General features: G+C 71.4%; 17 protein-coding genes. 13 read left to right on the top strand and 4 right to left on the bottom strand.

What is annotated here, in order from left to right; translation table 11 throughout:
- Window position 1 precedes the first annotated feature (1 nt).
- The 6 genes from V8J39_RS21005 to atzF are packed head-to-tail and all read left to right on the top strand — an operon-like array spanning window position 2 to window position 6,032.
- On the top strand, window positions 2-925 hold the full coding sequence (locus tag V8J39_RS21005; RefSeq protein ID WP_336462932.1) for an ABC transporter permease: 924 nt from the start codon (window positions 2-4) through the stop codon (window positions 923-925).
- A 30-nt stretch (window positions 926-955) separates the two neighbouring features.
- Window positions 956-1,663, top strand: a complete 708-nt coding sequence (biuH, locus tag V8J39_RS21000) for a biuret amidohydrolase (RefSeq protein ID WP_336462931.1) — start codon at window positions 956-958, stop codon at window positions 1,661-1,663.
- A complete protein-coding gene (locus V8J39_RS20995) occupies window positions 1,660-3,198 on the top strand; it encodes an ABC transporter ATP-binding protein (protein ID WP_336462930.1) in 1,539 nt (512 codons plus the stop codon). Before biuH ends, V8J39_RS20995 begins: the two co-directional genes overlap by 4 nt.
- Window positions 3,195-3,866 (top strand): cysteine hydrolase family protein, encoded by a 672-nt coding sequence (locus V8J39_RS20990; RefSeq protein ID WP_336462929.1) that lies wholly within the window; start codon window positions 3,195-3,197, stop codon window positions 3,864-3,866. Before V8J39_RS20995 ends, V8J39_RS20990 begins: the two co-directional genes overlap by 4 nt.
- Entirely contained in the window at window positions 3,859-4,230 is a 372-nt protein-coding gene (locus V8J39_RS20985; RefSeq protein WP_336462928.1) for a cupin domain-containing protein, read from the top strand. The genes V8J39_RS20990 and V8J39_RS20985 overlap by 8 nt, the downstream gene beginning before the upstream one ends.
- On the top strand, window positions 4,227-6,032 hold the full coding sequence (atzF, locus tag V8J39_RS20980) for an allophanate hydrolase (protein WP_336462927.1): 1,806 nt from the start codon (window positions 4,227-4,229) through the stop codon (window positions 6,030-6,032). Before V8J39_RS20985 ends, atzF begins: the two co-directional genes overlap by 4 nt.
- Window positions 6,033-6,035: 3 nt before the next feature.
- On the opposite strand, the gene V8J39_RS20975 is transcribed toward atzF, so the two are convergent.
- Window positions 6,036-7,121: a Fic family protein gene (locus V8J39_RS20975; RefSeq protein WP_336462926.1), complete on the bottom strand. Its 1,086-nt coding sequence runs from the start codon at window positions 7,119-7,121 to the stop codon at window positions 6,036-6,038.
- A 209-nt stretch (window positions 7,122-7,330) separates the two neighbouring features.
- The gene (locus tag V8J39_RS20970) at window positions 7,331-8,110 is read right to left on the bottom strand and encodes a DnaA N-terminal domain-containing protein (protein WP_336462925.1); all 780 of its coding nucleotides are present in this window, start codon (window positions 8,108-8,110) and stop codon (window positions 7,331-7,333) included.
- A 595-nt stretch (window positions 8,111-8,705) separates the two neighbouring features.
- Here V8J39_RS20970 and V8J39_RS20965 point away from each other — a divergent pair.
- The 7 genes from V8J39_RS20965 (at window position 8,706) to V8J39_RS20935 (ending at window position 15,944) form a co-directional block, all read left to right on the top strand.
- A complete protein-coding gene (locus V8J39_RS20965) occupies window positions 8,706-10,046 on the top strand; it encodes an AAA family ATPase (RefSeq protein ID WP_336462924.1) in 1,341 nt (446 codons plus the stop codon).
- Entirely contained in the window at window positions 10,043-11,143 is a 1,101-nt protein-coding gene (locus V8J39_RS20960; RefSeq protein WP_336462923.1) for a ParB/RepB/Spo0J family partition protein, read from the top strand. Before V8J39_RS20965 ends, V8J39_RS20960 begins: the two co-directional genes overlap by 4 nt.
- 268 nt (window positions 11,144-11,411) lie before the next feature.
- Complete coding sequence (locus tag V8J39_RS20955; RefSeq protein ID WP_336462922.1) at window positions 11,412-11,681, top strand: hypothetical protein; 270 nt, start codon at window positions 11,412-11,414, stop codon at window positions 11,679-11,681.
- Window positions 11,682-11,787: 106 nt separating this feature from the next.
- The gene (gene kaiC, locus V8J39_RS20950) at window positions 11,788-13,467 is read left to right on the top strand and encodes a circadian clock protein KaiC (protein WP_336462921.1); all 1,680 of its coding nucleotides are present in this window, start codon (window positions 11,788-11,790) and stop codon (window positions 13,465-13,467) included.
- Between the two features lie 17 nt (window positions 13,468-13,484).
- Complete coding sequence (locus V8J39_RS20945; RefSeq protein WP_336462920.1) at window positions 13,485-13,769, top strand: circadian clock KaiB family protein; 285 nt, start codon at window positions 13,485-13,487, stop codon at window positions 13,767-13,769.
- Entirely contained in the window at window positions 13,766-15,229 is a 1,464-nt protein-coding gene (locus V8J39_RS20940; RefSeq protein WP_336462919.1) for a sensor histidine kinase, read from the top strand. The genes V8J39_RS20945 and V8J39_RS20940 overlap by 4 nt, the downstream gene beginning before the upstream one ends.
- Window positions 15,230-15,269: 40 nt before the next feature.
- A complete protein-coding gene (locus V8J39_RS20935) occupies window positions 15,270-15,944 on the top strand; it encodes a GntR family transcriptional regulator (RefSeq protein ID WP_336462918.1) in 675 nt (224 codons plus the stop codon).
- An 83-nt stretch (window positions 15,945-16,027) separates the two neighbouring features.
- Here the strand turns inward: V8J39_RS20935 and V8J39_RS20930 are convergent, their stop codons facing one another.
- Window positions 16,028-18,013, bottom strand: a complete 1,986-nt coding sequence (locus V8J39_RS20930; protein ID WP_336462917.1) for a pyrroloquinoline quinone-dependent dehydrogenase — start codon at window positions 18,011-18,013, stop codon at window positions 16,028-16,030.
- Window positions 18,010-18,381 (bottom strand): hypothetical protein, encoded by a 372-nt coding sequence (locus V8J39_RS20925; protein ID WP_336462916.1) that lies wholly within the window; start codon window positions 18,379-18,381, stop codon window positions 18,010-18,012. The genes V8J39_RS20930 and V8J39_RS20925 overlap by 4 nt, the downstream gene beginning before the upstream one ends.
- Between the last annotated feature and the right edge of the window lie 306 nt (window positions 18,382-18,687).

Raw genomic sequence — 18,687 nt, 5'->3', positions numbered from 1 at the left:
GATGCCCGACGACATCGGCCTCTGGGCCGTTCCCCTCGCGATGCTGGGCGGCGCGATCCGCGTCTCGACCCCCTTCCTCTTCGTCTCGCTGGGCGAGGTGATCACCGAGCGCTCGGGCCGCATCAACCTCGGGCTCGAGGGCACGCTCGTCTTCGGCGCGATGGCGGGCTACGCGACCGCCGTCCTGACCGGCTCGCCCTGGCTCGGGGTCGCGGCGGCGGCGCTGGCGGGGGCGGCGTTCGGGCTGGTCCACGGGCTGTTGTGCTCGCTGCCCAAGGTCAACGACATCGCGGTCGGGATCGCGCTGATGCTGCTGGGCATGGGCCTTGCCTTCTACTTCGGCAAGCCCTTCATCCAGCCCGTCGCGCCCGACCTGCCGGCGCTGAACCTCGGCGCCTGGTCCGACCTGCCGCAGGTGCAGGCGGCGCTGCGCGTCAACGTGCTGTTCGTGATCGGCATCGCGCTGGCCTTCGCGCTGGCCTGGGCGCTGAAGCGGACCCGCGCCGGCCTGATCCTGCGCGTCGTCGGCGACAGCTCGGACGCGGCGCGCGCGCTGGGCATCCGGCCCGCCCGCGTGCGCATCCTCGCCACCAGCCTCGGCGGCGCGATGGCGGGCATCGGCGGGTCCTACCTGTCCCTCTATTACCCGGGCAGCTGGACCGAGGGCATCTCCTCGGGCCAGGGGCTGATCGCGGTGGCGCTGGTGATCTTCGCCCGCTGGTCGCCGACGGCCTGCCTCGGGGCCGCTGTTCTGTTCGGCGCGGCGGGTGCCCTCGGCCCCGCGCTGCAATCGGTGGGTATCACCGGGGGCTACTACCTCTCCTATGCGGCACCCTACGTGCTGACGTTGATCGTGCTCGTGATCTCGTCGTCGAAGACCGCGGCGCTGACCGGCGCCCCGCGCGAACTGTCCCTCACCAAGTAACCCTGCCCGACACAACCGGAGGCCGTTGCCATGAACGTGCAGTCCACCGCCCCGCAAAGCGGCACCACGATCCGTTCCGAACCCTACCGCTGGCCCTGGAACGGCGACCTGCGCCCGGAAAACACCGCCCTGATCATCATCGACATGCAGACCGACTTCTGCGGCATCGGCGGCTATGTCGACGCGATGGGCTACGACATCTCGCTGACCCGCGCCCCGATCGAGCCGATCGGCCGCCTGCTCAAGGCCTTCCGCGACCGCGGCTTCATGGTGATCCACACCCGCGAAGGCCACCGCCCCGACCTCGCCGACCTGCCCGCCAACAAGCAGTGGCGCTCGCGCCGCATCGGCGCGGGCATCGGCGATCCGGGGCCGCAGGGCCGGATCCTGACCCGCGGCGAGCCGGGATGGGAGATCATCCCGGAACTCGCGCCGGTCGAGGGCGAGGTGATCATCGACAAGCCCGGCAAGGGCTGCTTCTGCGCCACCGATCTCGAGCTGATCCTGCGGCTGAAGGGGATCGACAACATCGTGCTGACCGGCATCACCACCGACGTCTGCGTCCACACCACCATGCGCGAGGCCAACGATCGCGGCTTCGAATGCGTGATGCTGACCGACTGCTGCGCCGCGACCGACCCCGCCAACCACGAGGCGGCGATCAACATGATCAAGATGCAGGGCGGGGTCTTCGGCGCGGTCGCGGCCTCGGACGCGCTGCTGATGGCGGTCGCATGACCGTCATCGGCGCCGATCCCCCGCCCGCCACCGCGATCGGCATCGAGACGATCGCGATGACCATGCGCTTCGGCGCCATGACCGCGCTCGACGCGGTCTCGATCTCGGTCCCGCCCGGCAGCTTCCACGTGCTTCTGGGCGAGAACGGCGCCGGCAAGTCGACGCTGGTGAAATGCATCATGGGCTTTTACCACGCGACCGCGGGCCAGCTGGTCGTCGACGGGCGCGAGGCGCGCGTGACCGACCCGCGCGACGCCCACCGCCTCGGGCTCGGGATGGTCTACCAGCAGTTCACCCTGGTCCCGGCCCTGACCGTGGCCGAGAACCTAGTGATCTCGCGCCCCGACGTGCCCGCCGTCATCGACTGGGCGGCCGAGCGGCGCGCCCTGTCGGACTTCATGTCCCGGATGCCGTTCCGCGTTCCGCTCGACCAGCCCGTGCACCGGCTCGCCGCCGGCGAGAAGCAGAAGCTCGAGATCCTCAAGCAGCTCTACCTCGGGCGGCGGTTCCTGATCCTGGACGAGCCGACCTCGGTCCTGACCCCGGACGAGGCCGACGAGGTGCTGGGCCATGTCCGCGGCCTGTGCGACGCGGGCGAGATCACGGTGCTGATGATCAGCCACAAGTTCCGCGAGGTGATGGCCTTCGCCGATGCCGTCACCGTGCTGCGCCGGGGCGCCCATGTCGGCGGCGGGCTCGTGCGCGACCTGACGCCCGCCGACATGGCCGCGATGATGATGGGCGAGGCGAAGCCCCTCAAGCCCGCCGCGCGCCGCGCCACCGACGGCGCCCCGGTGCTCGTGGTCGACGGGCTGCGCGCCCGCGACCGCTCGGGCTATGGCGAGATCGCCATCGACGGGCTGAGCGTGCGCGGCGGCGAGGTCGTGGGCATCGCCGGCATCTCCGGCAACGGCCAGATGGAGCTGATGGAGATCCTGACCGGCCAGCGCCCGGCCAGCGCCGGCACGGTGACGGTCCATGGCCGGCCCTATGGCGCCACCCGCGCCGAAAGCCGCCGCCACCGCGTGCGCTATCTGCCCGAAGAGCCGCTGGTGAACGCCTGCGCGCCGGCGATGTCCGTGGCCGAGAACATCGCCTTCCGCAGCTTCGACGCCGAGGATACCGAGCGGCCGCGCTTCTGGCTGTCGCGCCGGGCGATGCGCGCCCGGGCCGAGCGGCTGGTCGCGGACTACAAGGTCCGGCTGCCGGGCATCGACGCGCCGATCCGCGCGCTCTCGGGCGGCAATGTCCAGCGCGCGGTGCTCGGGCGCGAACTCGACGGCGAGGTCGAGCTTCTGGTGATCTCGAACCCCTGCTTCGGGCTCGATTTCACCGCCGTGGCCGAGATCCGCGCCCGGATCATGGCCGCGCGCAACCGCGGTGCGGCGGTCCTGCTGATGAGCGAGGATCTCGACGAAATCCTCGAACTCGCCGACCGGGTGATGGTGATGGCCGAGGGCAGCCTCGTCTACCAGTGCCCCGCCGCCGAAGCCGACATCGCCGTCATCGGCCATCACATGGGAGGTCACGCATGATCCTCGACGCCGCCCCCTTCCCGCTCGACTTCGCGCCCCGCTCCACGGCGCTGATCGTCATCGACATGCAGCGCGACTTCATCGAACCGGGGGGCTTCGGCGCCTCGCTCGGCAATGACGTCGCCCTGCTGCAGGCGATCGTGCCCACGGTCGCGGCGCTGATCGGCGGCTGCCGCGCCGCCGGCATCCCGGTGATCCACACCCGCGAATGCCACCGCCCCGACCTTGCCGACTGCCCGCCCTCGAAGCGGCTGCGCGGCGCGCCGGCGCTGCGCATCGGCGACGCGGGCCCGATGGGCCGGGTGCTGATCGCGGGCGAGCCGGGGGCCGAGATCGTGCCCGCGCTGTTTCCCGCGCCCGGCGAGATCGTCATCGACAAGCCTGGCAAGGGCGCCTTCTACGCCACCGACCTCGGCGCGCATCTGGCGCGGATGGGCACGCGCACGCTGATCTTCGCCGGGGTCACGACCGAGGTCTGCGTGCAGACCACCATGCGCGAGGCCAATGACCGCGGCTTCGACTGCCTGCTCGCGACCGATGCCACCGAAAGCTACTTCCCCGCCTTCAAGGCCGCCGCGATCGAGATGATCCGCGCCCAGGGCGCCATCGTCGGATGGACGGCCGAGACGGCGCAGATCCTGTCCGTGCTGGAGACCACCGATGCCTGACGCCGCCGCCCTGCCCCCGCCCGACCTGTCGCGCCTGCTCACGCCGCGCGGCTGGCACGACCAGCCCTATGTCCCCTTCCGCGACGGGATCGAGATCTGCACGCTCTGGCAGGGGCCGCCCTCGGTGGCGCTGCTGCGCTATCGGCCCGGCGCCGTGGCCCCGCGCCACCGCCACGACGGGCTCGAGACGATCCTGGTGCTGGAAGGCGCGCAAAGCGACGAATCCGGCACCTACGGCGCGGGCTCGGTGGTGTTCAACCCGCCCGGAACCGAACATTCCGTCTGGTCCGACGAGGGCTGCGTCGTGCTGATCCAGTGGGAGCGCCCGGTGGCCTTCCTGGCCGGCGAGACCGGCGCGGCATGACGGCCGACCTCTCCATCGCGGCGCTGCACGCCCGCTACGCCACAGCCGACGACGCCAAGGCCGAGGCCGCGACCGTCCTGACCGAGATCGCCGCCCGGGCGGCCGCCCTCGGCGATCCCGGTATCTACATCACCCCGACCCGGCCAGAGGCGCTGGCCGCCGCCGTCGCCGCCCTGCCCGCCTTCGATGCGGCCGCGCACCCGCTCTGGGGCATCCCCTTCGCGGTCAAGGACAACATCGACGTCGCGGGCCTGCCCACCACCGCCGCCTGTCCCGCCTTCGCCCATGCGCCCGCGGGCGACGCCGCGGTGGTCGCCCGCCTGCGCGCGGCCGGCGGCATCGTCACCGGCAAGACCAACCTCGACCAGTTCGCCACCGGCCTCGTCGGCACCCGCAGCCCCTATCCGGTGCCCCGCAACGCCCGCGACGCGGCGCTGGTGCCCGGCGGCTCGTCCTCGGGCTCGGCGGTGGCGGTGGCGCGCGGCCTCGCCAGCTTCGCGCTCGGCACCGACACCGCCGGCTCTGGCCGCGTCCCCGCGGGGCTGAACGGCATCACCGGGCTGAAGCCCACGCTGGGGCTGCTCTCGGCCGCGGGCATGGTGCCCGCCTGCCGCACGCTCGACACCGTCTCGGTCTTCGCGGCCGGCATCGCCGACGCCTGGGCCGTGACCTGCCTCGCCGCCGGCTTCGATCCCGCCGACGCCTATTCCCGCCCCCTGCCCCCGCCGCGGCTCGACGCCCGGCCCCGCCCGGTGGTCGGCATCCCCGACGCCGCCTCGCGCCTGTTCTTCGGCGACACCCTGCAAGAGGCCGCCTTCGACGCCGCCCTCGCCCGGCTCGCCGCGCTCGGCTGCACGCTGCGCGAGATCGACCTCGCGCCCTGCTTCGCCGTCGCGCGCATGCTCTACGAAGGCGCCTGGGTCGCCGAGCGCATGGCCGCGACCGAGCCGTTCATGGCCGGCGCCGCCCCCGACCTGCACCCGGTCACCCGCCAGGTGATCGCCCCCGCGCGCGGGCTGACCGCCGTCGACGCCTTCCGCGGCCTCTACCGGCTGGCAGAGCTGCGCCGTGCGGCAGAGCCGGCGCTCGCCGGGCTCGACCTGCTGTGCGTGCCGACCTATCCCCGGCCCGTGACCCTGGCCGAGATCGCCGCCGACCCGATCGGCCCGAATGCGCGCAACGGCACCTACACCAATTTCGTCAACCTCATGGACATGTGCGCCCTGACCGTGCCGACCGCGCCCCGCGAAGACGGGCTGCCCGCCAGCGTGACGCTGATCGCGCCCGCGGGCGCCGACGGCCGGCTCGCCGCCCTCGCCGCCCGGATCGAGACCGACGCCGCCCTGTCGCCCGGCGCAGGCCTTGCCCCGCCCGCGCCGCTGGCCGTGCCCGCGGCCGCACCCGACGAGACGGTGATCGCCGCCGTCGGCGCGCACATGACCGGGCTGCCGCTCAACCACGAACTCACCCGCCTCGGCGCGCGCTGCCTCGGCCCCGCGCGCACCGCGCCGCACTACCGGCTGTTCGCGCTGGCGGGCGGCCCGGTGCCCAAGCCCGGAATGATCCGCGACCCGGCCGGCGCCGCGATCGAGATCGAGCTTTGGGCACTGCCGACCGACCGGGTCGGCGCCTTCATGGCCGGGATCGCGGCGCCCCTGGGGATCGGCACCGTCGCGCTGGCCGACGGCGGCAGCTGCAAGGGCTTCCTGTGCGAGGCCTACGCGCTTGAGGGCGCGGTCGAGATCACCGCGCTCGGCGGCTGGCGCGCGCATCTGGCCAAAGGGTCTGCGGCGGCGGAATAGGGTCTAGTCCAGCACGATCGCATAGCTGGTCGACCGCCCCCCCGCCTCCGAGCGGCGCAGCACCCCGGCCTCGGCCAGCGCCGCAAGATCCCGCGTCGCCGTCGGCCCCGAGACGCCGGCGATCCTGGCATAGCTGCGCGCGCTCAGCCCCTCGGCCACCCGCGGCGCGCCCTGCGCGAAGATCCGGCGCAGCACCGCCTCGGCGCGGGGCGAGATCTTCGGCGTCCAGCGCAGGAAGAAGCGGTTGCGGCCCAGAAGGAACAGCGCCTCGTCCCGCGCCGACCCGGCCGCCCGCGCGAGGCAGTCTAGGAACCACTCCACGAAGGGCGTGGCATCGATGCGCCCGCCCGCCTCGTGCCGGCCGGCCTGCAAAGCCTCGTAATAGACCCGCTTTTCGCGCTCGATCTGGCGCGAGAGCGAGAATGGCAGCGCCCGGCCGCGGGCGAAGACATGTTCCACGATCGCGCGCCCGATCCGGCCGTTGCCGTCCGAAAACGGGTGGATCGTCTCGAACCACAGGTGCGCGATAGCCGCGCGCACCGGCAGGGGCTCGGGTGTTTCGGCCGCCAGCCAGTCCAGGAACCGCGCCATCTCCGGCTCCAGCCGCTCGGGCGGCGGCGCCACGAACAGCACCTCCTGCCGGCCCGCCGCGGCCGAACGCACGATCTCGATCCCCGCCTGCCGCCAGCGGCCCGGGTCCTCGACCTCGATCCCGTGGAACAAGAGCCGGTGCCAGCGCCCCAGCACGGCTGCGTCGAGCGGCGCGCCATGGCCCCGCGCCTCGAGCATCAGCGCCGCGATCGCGTCCGAGCGTCGGGCGAAGCCGGCCCGGTCGCGGTGGCGCAGCGAGGCGACGACCGAGGCCTCGATCTCGGCCGCGTCCAGCGTCACCCCCTCGATCCCGAACGAGGCCCGCGCTTCGGACACGATCTCGCGCAGCAGCATCTCCTCGCGCTCGGCGGGATCGAGACCCTGCTGCAGCCCGCCGATCTCGCCGATGGCCTCGGTCGCACGGGCCAGGGGCGCGGCCAGCCGTGCCGCGTCGCAGGTGAATTCCGGCCAGGCCGGGCTTTGCCAGATCCAGGGCATGAGGCGATCGTCCCGTTCATTCAGATCATGATATTGCCACGGATGATGCGATTGTCAGCCCCAATCCCCTCACATCCGCGGGGCCGCCTGCCGCTTGCAGTGCCCTGTCCCCGCGGGGACAGGCGCGGCGAGTGGCTTGCACGGACTGCCCGCATTCGACCCTAAAGCGCGCATCAGGGTCGAATTCCGGTGCCTGGGCCCCTGCCCCGCTAGTCGGCGATGACCCGCACCAGGGCCAGGTCGGGCATCAGCCGCCGGGCGGCGCGGCGCAGCACGTCGCCCAGGTGGGTCTCGACATACGAGGCGTGGAACCGGCTCGGCGCGCGCAGGACCAGCCGGTCCTCGGCGGTTTCCGCCGCGACCAGCGGCGCGATCCAGGCGGCGTGCCGGGCCGGGTTGTCGGAGGAGAGGCTGGCAGAGATCCGGCCCCAAAGACCCTGATCCCGCGGTTTAGGCTCGATTGCCGGCGCGGCGACACCGGGTGCGGAGGCCTCGGGTTCCGTCCCCGTGCCGCCCGGGAACGGGATGACCTTCGGATCTGTCCCCGCGGGGACAGCCGTGGCTGACAGCCGCTCGACCAGATCTGGCCCGACCGCGGCCCAGTGCGGCCGCGTCGCCGCGAGGATCGTCTCGATCGCCAGCGCATATTCGCTGACACGCCCGCGCGCGCCCTGCCGGCGCAGGATCAGCCAGCCGGCATCGCGCAGCCGCGCCATCTCGCGCTTCACCGTCCGCTCGTCGACCGACCAGAGCGCCGCGATCTCGCGCTGGCCGACCGCGAGCCGGTCGCGGCGCCAGTCATAGCGCGCGGTGACCAGCACCATCAGCCGCAGGGCCCGGCGCTGGTCCGCGGGATCGCCGGCAAGCCCCGCGGCACCGATCGCGCTCAGCAGGTCGTACTTGCGCGACGCCGCGCCGGCACCGCTCATCAGCTGGACGGGAACGTTGCCCGTCGCCGACGACCCGTGCTGTCCTTCGATCCTGACCATCTGCCGCCCGTCAATTCTTCCCCGCCCCGCGAGATGCGGGTTGAAGGTGCTCTGCCTCGTAACGGCCCGGACTCAGACTGGAATCACGCCGGGCTCTTGTTCTGGGGGCAGGATGCCGTGTCGCGCCTTCCGACACAACGCTTTTCATCCGCCTCATTCGATTTGCGTTGGGAGGTTCGATTCTGTCAAGCCGTCAGCCCCGCGGCCGCCCGGCGCCGATCGGCCGGGATCCGGGGCGAAGACCCTTATTCCGATCCTGAATCGGAAAAGGTTTCCGGTATAGGGGGGCAGCCTGGGAGTCCCGCAATCGCGCCGGAAATGTCCCGTGTTAGAGCCGCTGGCGTGCCGGCGCGTCCCCCATTAACGCTTCCTTAACCTTGCGGCCGGGGCGCGCCGGACGCCCGATCTGTCCCCGCGGGGACATCAACGCTAAATCCGGTGAGATTGCATTTTGCGTTTTCCCGAAATTCAGCGTAAATGATCCTGACGGGGTGATCAACGTTGCGTTGCCGCCCCACAGCTTCTTCCCCGCGGGGCCGTCCGAGGCAGTCGGTCCCGCATCACCGCAACCCCGAGCCACACCCCCGGAGAGACGATGTTCACGCACGAAGACCTCGCTCGCCTGCAGGCGCAGTCGTTGAAGATGCAGGGCTGGATCCGCCAGCAGACCTATTCGCCCGAGATGGAGAAGACGCTGCGGCGCTTTTCCAGCTGGGAGCTGGGCGAGCTGATCTTCAAGGTCAACCAGTCCACCCTGCGCGGCCGCCTTGCCGCCGACCCTAGCCTGCCCCAGGGCCAGGTCGAGGAGGACGGCCGCCAGCGCTGGTACACGCTGGAAGAGATCAACGAGATCCGTCGCCGGCTGAAGATCAACCGCAAGTCGCTGCTGCCCGCCCGTCCCCACGGGGTTCGCGCGATCCGCGCCGCGGTCGCGAACTTCAAGGGCGGCGCCGGCAAGTCGACCGTGGCGCTGCACTTCGCCCATGCGGCCGCGCTCGACGGCTACCGGGTGCTGGTGGTCGATTTCGACCCGCAGGCGACGCTGAGCCACTCGATGGGGCTGAGCGACGTGGCCGAGGACTACACCGTCTGGGGCATCATGGCGCGCGACCTGATCCGCGAGACCGAGCGGATGAACGCGGGCCTGCGCGGCGCCGAGTCGGGCACCGCCCTGCCGCAACGCCGCCTGCCCGCCGCGATCACCGACATGGGCCTCGACGAGCTGCGCACCACCGATTTCATCAAGCCGACCTCGTGGCCCACGATCGACATCGTGCCCTCCTGCGCCAACGCGGCCTTCGTCGAATTCGCCTCGGCGCAGTACCGGCACCTGAACCCGGAATGGTCGTTCTTCGCCGCCGTCTCGCGCTATCTCGACGCGCTGCCCGACGATGCCTACGACATCATCCTCTTCGACTGCCCGCCCGCGATCGGCTACCAGTCGATGAACGCGGTGTTCGCGGCCGACGTGCTCTACATCCCCTCGGGGCCCGGCTATTGGGAATACGACTCGACCACCTCTTTCGTCGGCCAGCTGGCCGAGGCGCTGGGTGACCTCAGCCAGTTCGAGGGCGTTGTCCCCGCGGGGACACTGAAGCTGCCGAAGGTCTTCCACGACATCCGCTTCCTGATCACCCGCTACGAGCCGAACAACGATCTGCACCGCGCGATGCTGGAAGCCTTCCGCAAGGTTTTCGGTGACAGGGTGACGTCGAACCCGATCGAGATGACCCGGGCGGTCGAGCAGTCGGGGCGGTTCCTCGCCTCGATCTACGAGACCGACTACCGCGAGATGACGCGCGAGACCTGGCGGCGCGCGCGCACCTCGTTCGACAAGGCCTACGAGGAATTCCGCGACCACCTGGTCGAGGCATGGGGGCGGCTGGATGGCGCGCCGGCCAGCACGGCAGGGGCGCCCGAGGAGATTGAGGCATGAGCAAGCGTCGCGTCTTCGACATCGACTTCGACAGCGCGCCGGCGCCCGCGCCCGAGCCTGTCCCCGCGGGGACAGAAGAGCGCGGCCGGCGCGGGCCGATGGCCGCGGCGATCACCGAGAATGCCGGGGCCCTGCGCAGCCGGCAGGCGGCCGAGGCGGCGATCCGGGCCGAGAACGACCGGCTGGCGCATGAATTCGTGCGGCTCAAGCAGCTGGGGCTGGTGGTCGACAGCCTGCCGGTCGACGCGATCCGCATCGGCAAGCTGACCCGCGACCGCGCCGCCAACCGCGACCCCGAGCTGGACGAGCTGAAGGAGTCGATCCGCGCCATCGGCCTGTCGAACCCGATCCGGGTCGAGGAGGACGGCGAGGGCGGCTTCGAGCTGATCCAGGGCTTCCGCCGGCTGTCGGCCTATCGCGAGCTGTTCGCCGAGACCGGCGACGAGCATTTCGCCTTCATCCCCGCGGGGCTGGTCGCGCGCGGCCAGACGCTCGAGGCGCTGTACCGCCGGATGGTCGACGAGAACCTCGTGCGGCGCGACATCTCCTTCGCCGAGATGGCGCAGCTGGCGCGCAGCTATCTCGCCGATCCGCAGACCGAGGCGCGCGACATCGATGCCGCGATCGCCACGCTCTATTCCTCGGCCGGGCGGCAGAAGCGGATCTACATCCGCAACTTCGCGACGCTGCTCGACCGGATCGGCGCGCATGTGGCGCATCCGCATGCGATCCCGCGCGCGCTCGGCCTGTCGCTGCTGAAGCGGCTGGAGCGCGAGCCGGGCGCGACCTCGGCGCTGAGCCGGGCGCTGATGGCCGAGACCGGGCGCGACGAGGCGGCAGAGCTGGCGCTGCTGCGCCAGTTCGCCGAGGCGGCGGGGCAGGGGGCCACGGGGGGCGAGCGTGTCCCCGCGGGGACACGGCCGGCGCCGACCGGGGCCGCGCGCACCGCGATGCGCGTCGCCTACATGGACGAGGTCGCGCGACTCACCGCCGGCGACGGCCGGGTCGAGATTCGCATGGAGCGCGACTTCTCGGCCGTCGATCGCCACACTCTGGAGAAGGCGGTCGAGGCCTTCCTTCTGGCGCTGGAGGAGTGACGGCGCCGTCCCCGCAGGGTCAGCGCGCCGGAGAAATCCCGGCGCGAAATGGCTTAACGCACTGATATTGTTGAATAATTAGGTTTGAAGACGCGCAGGGCTGGCGATCCGTGGCGGGGCTGCCAGGCCGCGCGCCGCTGGTTACACGAGTACCAAAGACTCCCCGGATCCGCCGGATTGCTGCCACATTCGGGGTGAAATCTCGGCCTCACGGGACAGTTCCGATCCGGCAGAACGCCAGATCTCCCGCCGAAACAGGAGCGTTGCGATGCAACATCCCATCACCGCCGATATCTGGCATGTCGCGTCGCAGAAAGGCGATGGCAGCATGACGGGTCAGCGGCAGATCAACATCCTGGGCGCGGTGCTGCTGGCGCTGCCCTTCGCGCTGCTGGCGACGCTGGCCATGGTGCCGATGGACAGCTGGAACGCCGTGGCGCTGATGCCGCTGGTGGTCGCGCTGACCAGCGGGCTTACCCTGGGCTTCACCGCCCTGCAGGCGATCCGCGAAGCCGCGGTCCGCGACGCACGGGGCTGAGATGTCCCCGCGGGGACAGTCCGTTCCGGAACAGGCGGACTGATTCCGATTGGCACCACCCCCGCCATCGCCTATCACCTGTTCGCGACATAAGAACAGGCAGGCCATGTCCCCCACCAGAGGCATCCCGAAATCACTGACCGGGATCTCCGGCTTTGACGATCTCACTTTGGGTGGTCTGCCCACCGGGCGCCCGACCCTGGTCTGCGGATCGGCCGGCTGCGGCAAGACGCTGTTCGCCTCCACCTTCCTGATCAACGGCGCCCGCCACCATGACGAGCCCGGGGTCTTCGTCACCTTCGAGGAACGCCCCGTCGACATCGTCAGCAACGTCTCGTCGCTGGGCTTCGAGCTGGACCAGCTGGTCGCCGACGAGAAGATCGTGCTTGAACACATCGCCGTCGACCCGGCGGAACTGGCCGAGATCGGCGAATACGATCTCGAGGGGCTGTTCCTGCGGCTGGAGCTGGCGATCGAGCAGGTCGGCGCCAAGCGCGTCGTGCTCGACACGATCGAAAGCCTGTTCTCGGCCTTCTCGAATCCCGCGATCCTGCGCGCCGAGATCCGGCGGCTGTTCGACTGGCTGAAGGACCGCGGCCTGACCACCGTCATCACCGGCGAACGCGGCGACGGCGCGCTGACCCGCCAGGGGCTCGAGGAATACGTCTCGGACTGCGTGATCCTGCTTGATCACCGGGTGCAGGACCAGATCTCGACCCGCCGGATGCGGATCGTGAAATACCGCGGCACCGCGCATGGCACCAACGAATATCCGTTCCTGATCGACGAGGACGGCTTCTCGGTGCTGCCGGTCAGCTCGCTCGGGCTCGACCACAAGGTGATGGAGGACCGCATCTCGTCGGGGGTGCCGGATCTCGACGCGATGGCGTCGGGCGGCGGGTTCCACCGTGGCTCGTCGATCCTGATCTCGGGCGTGGCGGGGTCGGGGAAATCCTCGCTCGCCGCCAGCTTCGCCGCCGCGGCCTGCGGCGCGGGCGAACGCGCGCTGTACTTCTCGTTCGAGGAATCGGCGGCGCAGGCGGCGCGCAACATGCGCTCGATCGGGATCGACCTGCAAAGCTGGCTCGACGAGGGGCGGCTGCGCTACATCGCGGCGCGGCCCACCTTCTACAGCCTCGAGATGCACCTGGCGGTGATGCTGCGCGAGGTGAACCGCCACGCGCCCGACATCGTCATCCTCGACCCGATCTCGGCCTTCCTCGACACCGGCAACCGGGCCGAGGTGCAGTCGATGCTGCTGCGCGTCATCGACTACCTGAAGAACCGCGGCATCTCGGCGGTGTTCACCCACCTGACCCATGGCACGATCGACAGCGCGATGACCGATGCGGGGCTGTCGTCGCTGATGGATGTCTGGGTGCTGATGCTGAACCGCGAGACCGGGGGCGAGTTCAACCGCGAGCTTTACCTGCTCAAGGCGCGCGGGCAGGCGCATTCGAACCAGGTGCGCGAATTCGTGCTGGACAACGACGGGATCCGGCTGCTGCCCCCCTACCTGGGCGAGGACGGGGCGCTGACCGGCTCGGCCCGCCGCGTGGCCGAGGCGCGCGCGCGGCGCACCGAGGTCGACCGTCTGGCCGAGATCGAGCGCGTGGCGCGCCGCCTCGAGGAACGCCGCCGCAAGGCCGAGGCGCAGATCGCCGCGCTGACCGCCGAGATCGAGGCCGATGCCGATGAACTCGCCGACCTGCGCCGCAACGAGGACACATACCAGAGACAAGCCCAAGACGATGCCGACGCGCTCAAGCGCGGACGGCGCGTCTGAGCCAGGATCAGATGACCATGACCGAACTGCCGAAGACCAAGAAACTGGTGCTGTACGTGGCGGGGCAGACGCCCAAGTCGCTGGCGGCGATCGCGAACCTGCAGCGGATCTGCGACACCCACCTGCCCGGGGAATACGAGATCGACGTGGTCGACCTGCGCCAGAACCCGAAGCTGGCGCGCGAGCACGGGATCGTCGCGATCCCGACCCTGGTGCGCGAACTGCCGGTGCCGCTGCGCAAGATCATCGGCGACCTGTCGGACGACGAGAAGGTGCTGGTCAGCCTGAAGGTCGAGGGATGAACATCTCGCCCGAGGCGATCGCGGAACTGAAACGCCGGCTGCGCGAGGCCGAGGACACGATCCGCGCGATCCGCGAGGGCGAGGTCGACGCGCTGGTCGTCGGGCTCGAGGACCGGGCCGAGGTCTTTCCGATCGGCGGCGACGTCGATGCGTTCCGCGCCTTCCTCGACGCGATGCAGCCCGGCGCGGCGGCGATCGACGGCGAGGGGCGGCTGCTCTACGCCAACGCGGTCTTCGCCGAGATGATGGGCGCCCCGCTCGAGACGCTGCGGGGCCGCGTGGTCGCGTCGCTGTTCGACGAGGCCGCCGCGGGCGTCATCGCCGAGGTGATCTCGGGCTCCGAGGGCTGCCGGTCGGGCCTGCCGCTGCGGCTGCAGGCCGGGTCGGCGCCGCGCGACGTGCTGGCGGCGGCCGCGCCGCTCAGCCTCGGGACGACGCGGGGCGTCGCGCTGACGCTGACCGACCTGACCGAGCGGCTGCGGGCCGAGCAGCTGGAACGCTCGGGCCGGGTCGCCGCGGCGATCATCGCCTCGGCCGCCGAGGCGGTGATGGTCTGCGACCTGGCGGGCATCGTCACCCATGCCAACAACGCGGCACGCGCGGTCTTTGCCGGCGCGCCCGAGGGCCAGCCGCTGGCGCAGATCGTGCCGCTGGAGTTCGTGGCGCCCGACGCGCCCTGCAACATGGCCGAGATGCTGCGCCGCGCGATGGCGGGCGAGGCGGTGCAGGGGCTCGAGGCGCGGGCGCCGCAGGGCGCGACCGCGGTCGACCTGCTGGTCAGCGCGGCGCCGCTGATCGTGGGCGAGGCCGAGGTCGCGGGCTGCGTGGTCACGCTGGTCGACATCGGCGAGCGCAAGGCGCTCGAGCGTCAGCAGCTGCTGCTGATGCAGGAGCTGGACCACCGGGTGAAGAACATCCTGGCGGTCGTGCTGTCGATCAGCCGCCGCACCCAGCGCCACACCGACGGGATCGAGCAGTTCATGGGCGCCTTCACCGGGCGCATCCACGCGCTGTCGGCGACGCACAACCTGCTGGCCGAGAAATCCTGGGCCGAGCTGACCGTGGGCGAGATCCTGGGGGCCGAGCTGGCGCCCTTCGGGCTGGAGGGCAGCGGGCGGGTGGTGCTGCACGATCTCGACCGCGCGATCTCGCCCAGGGCGGCGGTCTCGCTGGGGATGCTGTTCCACGAGCTGACGACCAATGCCGCCAAGTACGGCGCGCTGCGGGGCGACAGCGGGGTGATCACCGTCTCGGCGCGCCGGGTCGCGGCGCCGGGCGGGCTGGTCATCGTCTGGAAGGAACAGGTGAGCCACGCGGTCACGACGCCGGTCAAGCAGGGCTTCGGCACCGCGGTCATCGCCCAGAGCATGCAGCACGCCCCCGGCGGCGGCACCGAAGTCGCCTTTGAAACCGACGGTCTGCGCTGCACGATCGCGGTCCCGGGCGAGGACACGCTCTAGACTGTTGCTTGGCGGCGCGGCCGGGCCGTATCCCTTGGGAATGGCGCTTCAGACCGAGACCCGAATCGTGCGGCACGTCCTCGATGCGATCGCGGATCAGAAGCTGCATGCCGGGACCAAGCTGGGCGAGCTGGAGCTGGCCGCGATCTTCGCGTGCAGCCGCGCCCAGATCCGCCGGGCGCTGGCGATGCTGGCCCAGTACGGCGTCATCGAGCTTCGGCGCAACCGCGGCGCCTTCGTCATCGTGCCCGGCCCCGACGAGGCGCGGCAGGTCTTCGAGGCGCGCCGCGCGATCGAGGCGGTGATCTGCCGCAACGTCGTGGCCAATGCCGACGAGGTCGATTTCGCGCGGCTGCGGGCGCATCTGGCCGACGAGGCGCGGGCCGGCACGGCAATGAGCCGGTCGCAGGTGCTGCGGCTGTCGCGGCGGTTCCACCTGATCCTGGCCGAGATCGGGCGCAACGCCGTGCTGGAGAAATACCTGGCCGAGCTGACGCTGCGCTCGGCGCTGATCCTGGGCTGCTGGGGCACCAGCCGCGACCGGCTCTGCGCCTCGGGCGAGCATGACGAGATCCTGGCCGCGATCGAGGCGCGCGACACCGCGCTGGCGGTGGCCCTGCTGGACCACCACCTGATGCACCTGCAGGACGAGATCGACTTTTCGGCGCCGCCGCCCGCGCGCAGCCCGCTGGCACAGGTTCTGGCCGCCGACTGAGCCCGGGCTGGCCCGGGGGGGCACCCGGGGGGCACCCGGGCGCGCCTCGGGAAGGGCGCCCAGGGCAGGGCAGGGGGCCCGCGCTACTGCGGCAGGGCGTAGGCCACGACCTCGTCCCCGACCTGGTCCTTGATGATCGGGTTGCCGCCGGCCACGAAGGCCACGTATTCCCGGCCCTTGTAGTCGTAGACCGCCGGGGTGGCGACGGCCGGCGCCTCGACGATGCTCGACCACAGTTCCCGGCCGGTGCCGAGGTCGTAGGCGCGGACCTTGGAATCGATGGTCGCGCCGATGAAGATCACCCCGCCCTTGGTCACCGCCGGGCCGCCGATCGTCGGCGAGCCCCAGCTTTCGGGCATGTAGAAGCCGTATTGCTGCGAGGCGCCGATCGGGCGGCGCCATTTCACCGCACCGGTCTTCATGTCGATCGCCACCAGCTCGCCGAAGGGGGGCTTCCAGCAGGGCATCCCCAGCCAGTTGCGCGCCACGTCCAGCATCATGCCATAGGGCGCGCCCTCCTGCGGGTAATAGCCGTTCTCGGCCCCAGAGGCGCCCGCGACCCGGTCGTAGGTCTCGCGGTCGAACAGCTTGAGGTACTGCACGATGTGCGAGGTGTTCACGACCGCGGTCTGCGACACCGGGTCGACGGCGACGCCGCCCCACTGCACCCCGCCCGAGCTGTCGGGATAGGCCAGCACGCCGCCGCCCGTGGTCGTCGGCGGCGAATACATGCCCTCGTAGGACAGGCTGTCGAACAGCCGCGAGCATTCGCCGAACCCCACGAGGTCGGCCAGCCACCAGACCTCGGGCTTGGCCGACTGGTCGAGAAGCGGCGCGGGCCGGGTCGGGAAGGGCTGGGTCGCGGAATAGACCTCGCCCGGCACGTCGCCCTGCGGCACCGGCCGTTCCTCGATCGGCCAGACCGGTTCGCCCGTCAGGCGGTTCAGCACGAACAGGAACCCCATCTTGGTCGCCTGGATCAGCGCGGGCACCGTCTGGCCGTCGACGTCGATGTCCACCAGCGTCGGCGCCGAGTTGATGTCGTAGTCCCAGATGTCGTGATGCACGAGCTGGCGGGTCCAGACCATCCTGCCAGTCGCGAGGTCGAGCGCGGTGACGGCGGTGGTGGTCGGCAGCGCCGCGGTCCGGTTGCCGCCCCAGTAGTTCGGCGAGGGCGAGGAGACCGGCAGGTAGACAAGGCCATGCGCCTCGTCGACGGACATGCCGGCCCAGACGTTGGCGGTGCCGGTCTGGTCGCGGATGCCGGCGGGCAGGGTGTCGTAGGTCCATTCCAGCCGGCCCGTGCGCGCATCGACCGAGAAGACCGAGCCCGGCGGCGCCTGTTCATAGGCCCAGTCCTTGCCGGCCCAGCCGAAGATCAGGTGGTCGCCGACCACGGTCGGCGGCTGCAGCACCGACAGCGGCCAGCGCGCGTTGGTGGTGTTCCAGCGGTTCACGTCCAGCACGCCGTTGTCGGCAAAGCCGGCGCAGGGCGTGCCGCTGTCGGCGTCGACCGCGAAGATCCGCGCGTCCATCGTGCCGATGTAGACGATCTTCTGGCACGAGGCGCCCGGTTCGGGCGCGGCCGCCTGCCAATAGGCGACGCCGCGGTTCTTCAGCGCGGGCTGGGTCAGGGGCTTGAGTTCGGATTTGGTGTCGAAGGCCCATTTCTGCCGGCCCGTCCCGGGGTCGAGCGCGAGGATCCGGTAGAACGGCGTCCCGAGGTAGAGGGTGTCGTTGGCGAAGATCGGCGTCGCCGACCAGACGGTCTCGGTCCCGCCGCCACTGCCGTCGTCGACATCGCCGGTATGCACCTCCCATGCCTTTTGCAGCTGGCCCGCGTTGGCGGCGGTGATCTGGTCGAGCGGCGCGTATTTCTGCGCGTTGAGCTGGCCGTGGAAGCTGTCCCAGGTCGCCGTCGGCGGCACCAGCGGCCGGTCGGTCGGCGCGGGCAGCGGCGCGCCGTGCACGGTGCCGGTCTCGGGCGCATAGCCCGCGGGTGCGGCGAGGGTGGCGGTAGGCAGGGCGGTGGCGGCCAGCAGGGCGAGGGCGAGGGGCGCGCGGGTCATGCCGCCACCCCGCGGCGCGCCGGGGCGCGCGATTGCGCGAGATCGATCGCGAGCCCGGCAAGCGCGATCGCCATCGCGAGCACGAGCCAGCCCTCGTGCAGCAGGAGCCCGGCCAGCGCGGTGCCGAGGATGCCAAGGCCCGCGAGCGTGCGCAGCACGACGCGCCCGGCGCGCCCCGCCAGCGCCGGCAGCACCAGCGCCGCGGCGGCGACGAGCGCGGAGCTGACGATCACCAGAAGCGCGCCGCCCGAGCCGGTGACGCCGGTGAGCGGCACGAAATAGTTGTAAAGCGCGACCGCGCAGCCGCCGATCGCGCCTGCGAAGAGGACGATTGCGCCGCGTCGGCGGGACCGGGTGGGGGATGGCATGGGTCTGTCCTTCCTTGGGGGGCGGCGGGGCCCTGTCGGGGAAGGCCGGGAACGCGCCGGTCAGGTGCCGGCCACGCTGGCGGTCGTCCCGGTCGCGCGCCGCGGTTCGGGGAGCGGTCTGTCGGGTTGTCTTGCCGGGTGAGCTAAGCCGGGGCCGCGTCCCCGCCAGCGCCCGCCGGCCGAAATCCGCCCGGCGCGGCTTCACGACTGCGCGACACACCGCCGATCGCCGGGCCTTGGGCGGCGCGGCGGGACCCGGCCGGCGGGGCTGAATCACCCCGCCGGCGGCGGGGGACCGGACGCCTG

The sequence above is a fragment of the Frigidibacter sp. MR17.24 genome (genome assembly GCF_037095655.1).
Classification (GTDB): Bacteria; Pseudomonadota; Alphaproteobacteria; order Rhodobacterales; family Rhodobacteraceae; genus Frigidibacter.
Note: the sequence above shows the minus strand (reverse complement) of the source record. Positions and strands in the feature narration are given on the sequence as shown.

What these genes read in the sequence shown, in the direction of transcription:
- kaiC (WP_336462921.1), top strand. Translation starts at nt 11,788, where the DNA reads ATGTCCCCCACCAGAGGCATCCCGAAATCACTGACCGGGATCTCCGGC.
- V8J39_RS20985 (WP_336462928.1), top strand. Translation starts at nt 3,859, where the DNA reads ATGCCTGACGCCGCCGCCCTGCCCCCGCCCGACCTGTCGCGCCTGCTC.
- V8J39_RS20930 (WP_336462917.1), bottom strand. Translation starts at nt 18,013, where the DNA reads ATGACCCGCGCGCCCCTCGCCCTCGCCCTGCTGGCCGCCACCGCCCTG.
- V8J39_RS20965 (WP_336462924.1), top strand. Translation starts at nt 8,706, where the DNA reads ATGTTCACGCACGAAGACCTCGCTCGCCTGCAGGCGCAGTCGTTGAAG.
- biuH (WP_336462931.1), top strand. Translation starts at nt 956, where the DNA reads ATGAACGTGCAGTCCACCGCCCCGCAAAGCGGCACCACGATCCGTTCC.
- V8J39_RS20975 (WP_336462926.1), bottom strand. Translation starts at nt 7,121, where the DNA reads ATGCCCTGGATCTGGCAAAGCCCGGCCTGGCCGGAATTCACCTGCGAC.
- V8J39_RS20990 (WP_336462929.1), top strand. Translation starts at nt 3,195, where the DNA reads ATGATCCTCGACGCCGCCCCCTTCCCGCTCGACTTCGCGCCCCGCTCC.
- atzF (WP_336462927.1), top strand. Translation starts at nt 4,227, where the DNA reads ATGACGGCCGACCTCTCCATCGCGGCGCTGCACGCCCGCTACGCCACA.
- V8J39_RS20940 (WP_336462919.1), top strand. Translation starts at nt 13,766, where the DNA reads ATGAACATCTCGCCCGAGGCGATCGCGGAACTGAAACGCCGGCTGCGC.
- V8J39_RS20960 (WP_336462923.1), top strand. Translation starts at nt 10,043, where the DNA reads ATGAGCAAGCGTCGCGTCTTCGACATCGACTTCGACAGCGCGCCGGCG.
- V8J39_RS20955 (WP_336462922.1), top strand. Translation starts at nt 11,412, where the DNA reads ATGCAACATCCCATCACCGCCGATATCTGGCATGTCGCGTCGCAGAAA.
- V8J39_RS20995 (WP_336462930.1), top strand. Translation starts at nt 1,660, where the DNA reads ATGACCGTCATCGGCGCCGATCCCCCGCCCGCCACCGCGATCGGCATC.
- V8J39_RS20945 (WP_336462920.1), top strand. Translation starts at nt 13,485, where the DNA reads ATGACCGAACTGCCGAAGACCAAGAAACTGGTGCTGTACGTGGCGGGG.
- V8J39_RS20925 (WP_336462916.1), bottom strand. Translation starts at nt 18,381, where the DNA reads ATGCCATCCCCCACCCGGTCCCGCCGACGCGGCGCAATCGTCCTCTTC.
- V8J39_RS20935 (WP_336462918.1), top strand. Translation starts at nt 15,270, where the DNA reads ATGGCGCTTCAGACCGAGACCCGAATCGTGCGGCACGTCCTCGATGCG.
- V8J39_RS21005 (WP_336462932.1), top strand. Translation starts at nt 2, where the DNA reads ATGCCCGACGACATCGGCCTCTGGGCCGTTCCCCTCGCGATGCTGGGC.
- V8J39_RS20970 (WP_336462925.1), bottom strand. Translation starts at nt 8,110, where the DNA reads ATGGTCAGGATCGAAGGACAGCACGGGTCGTCGGCGACGGGCAACGTT.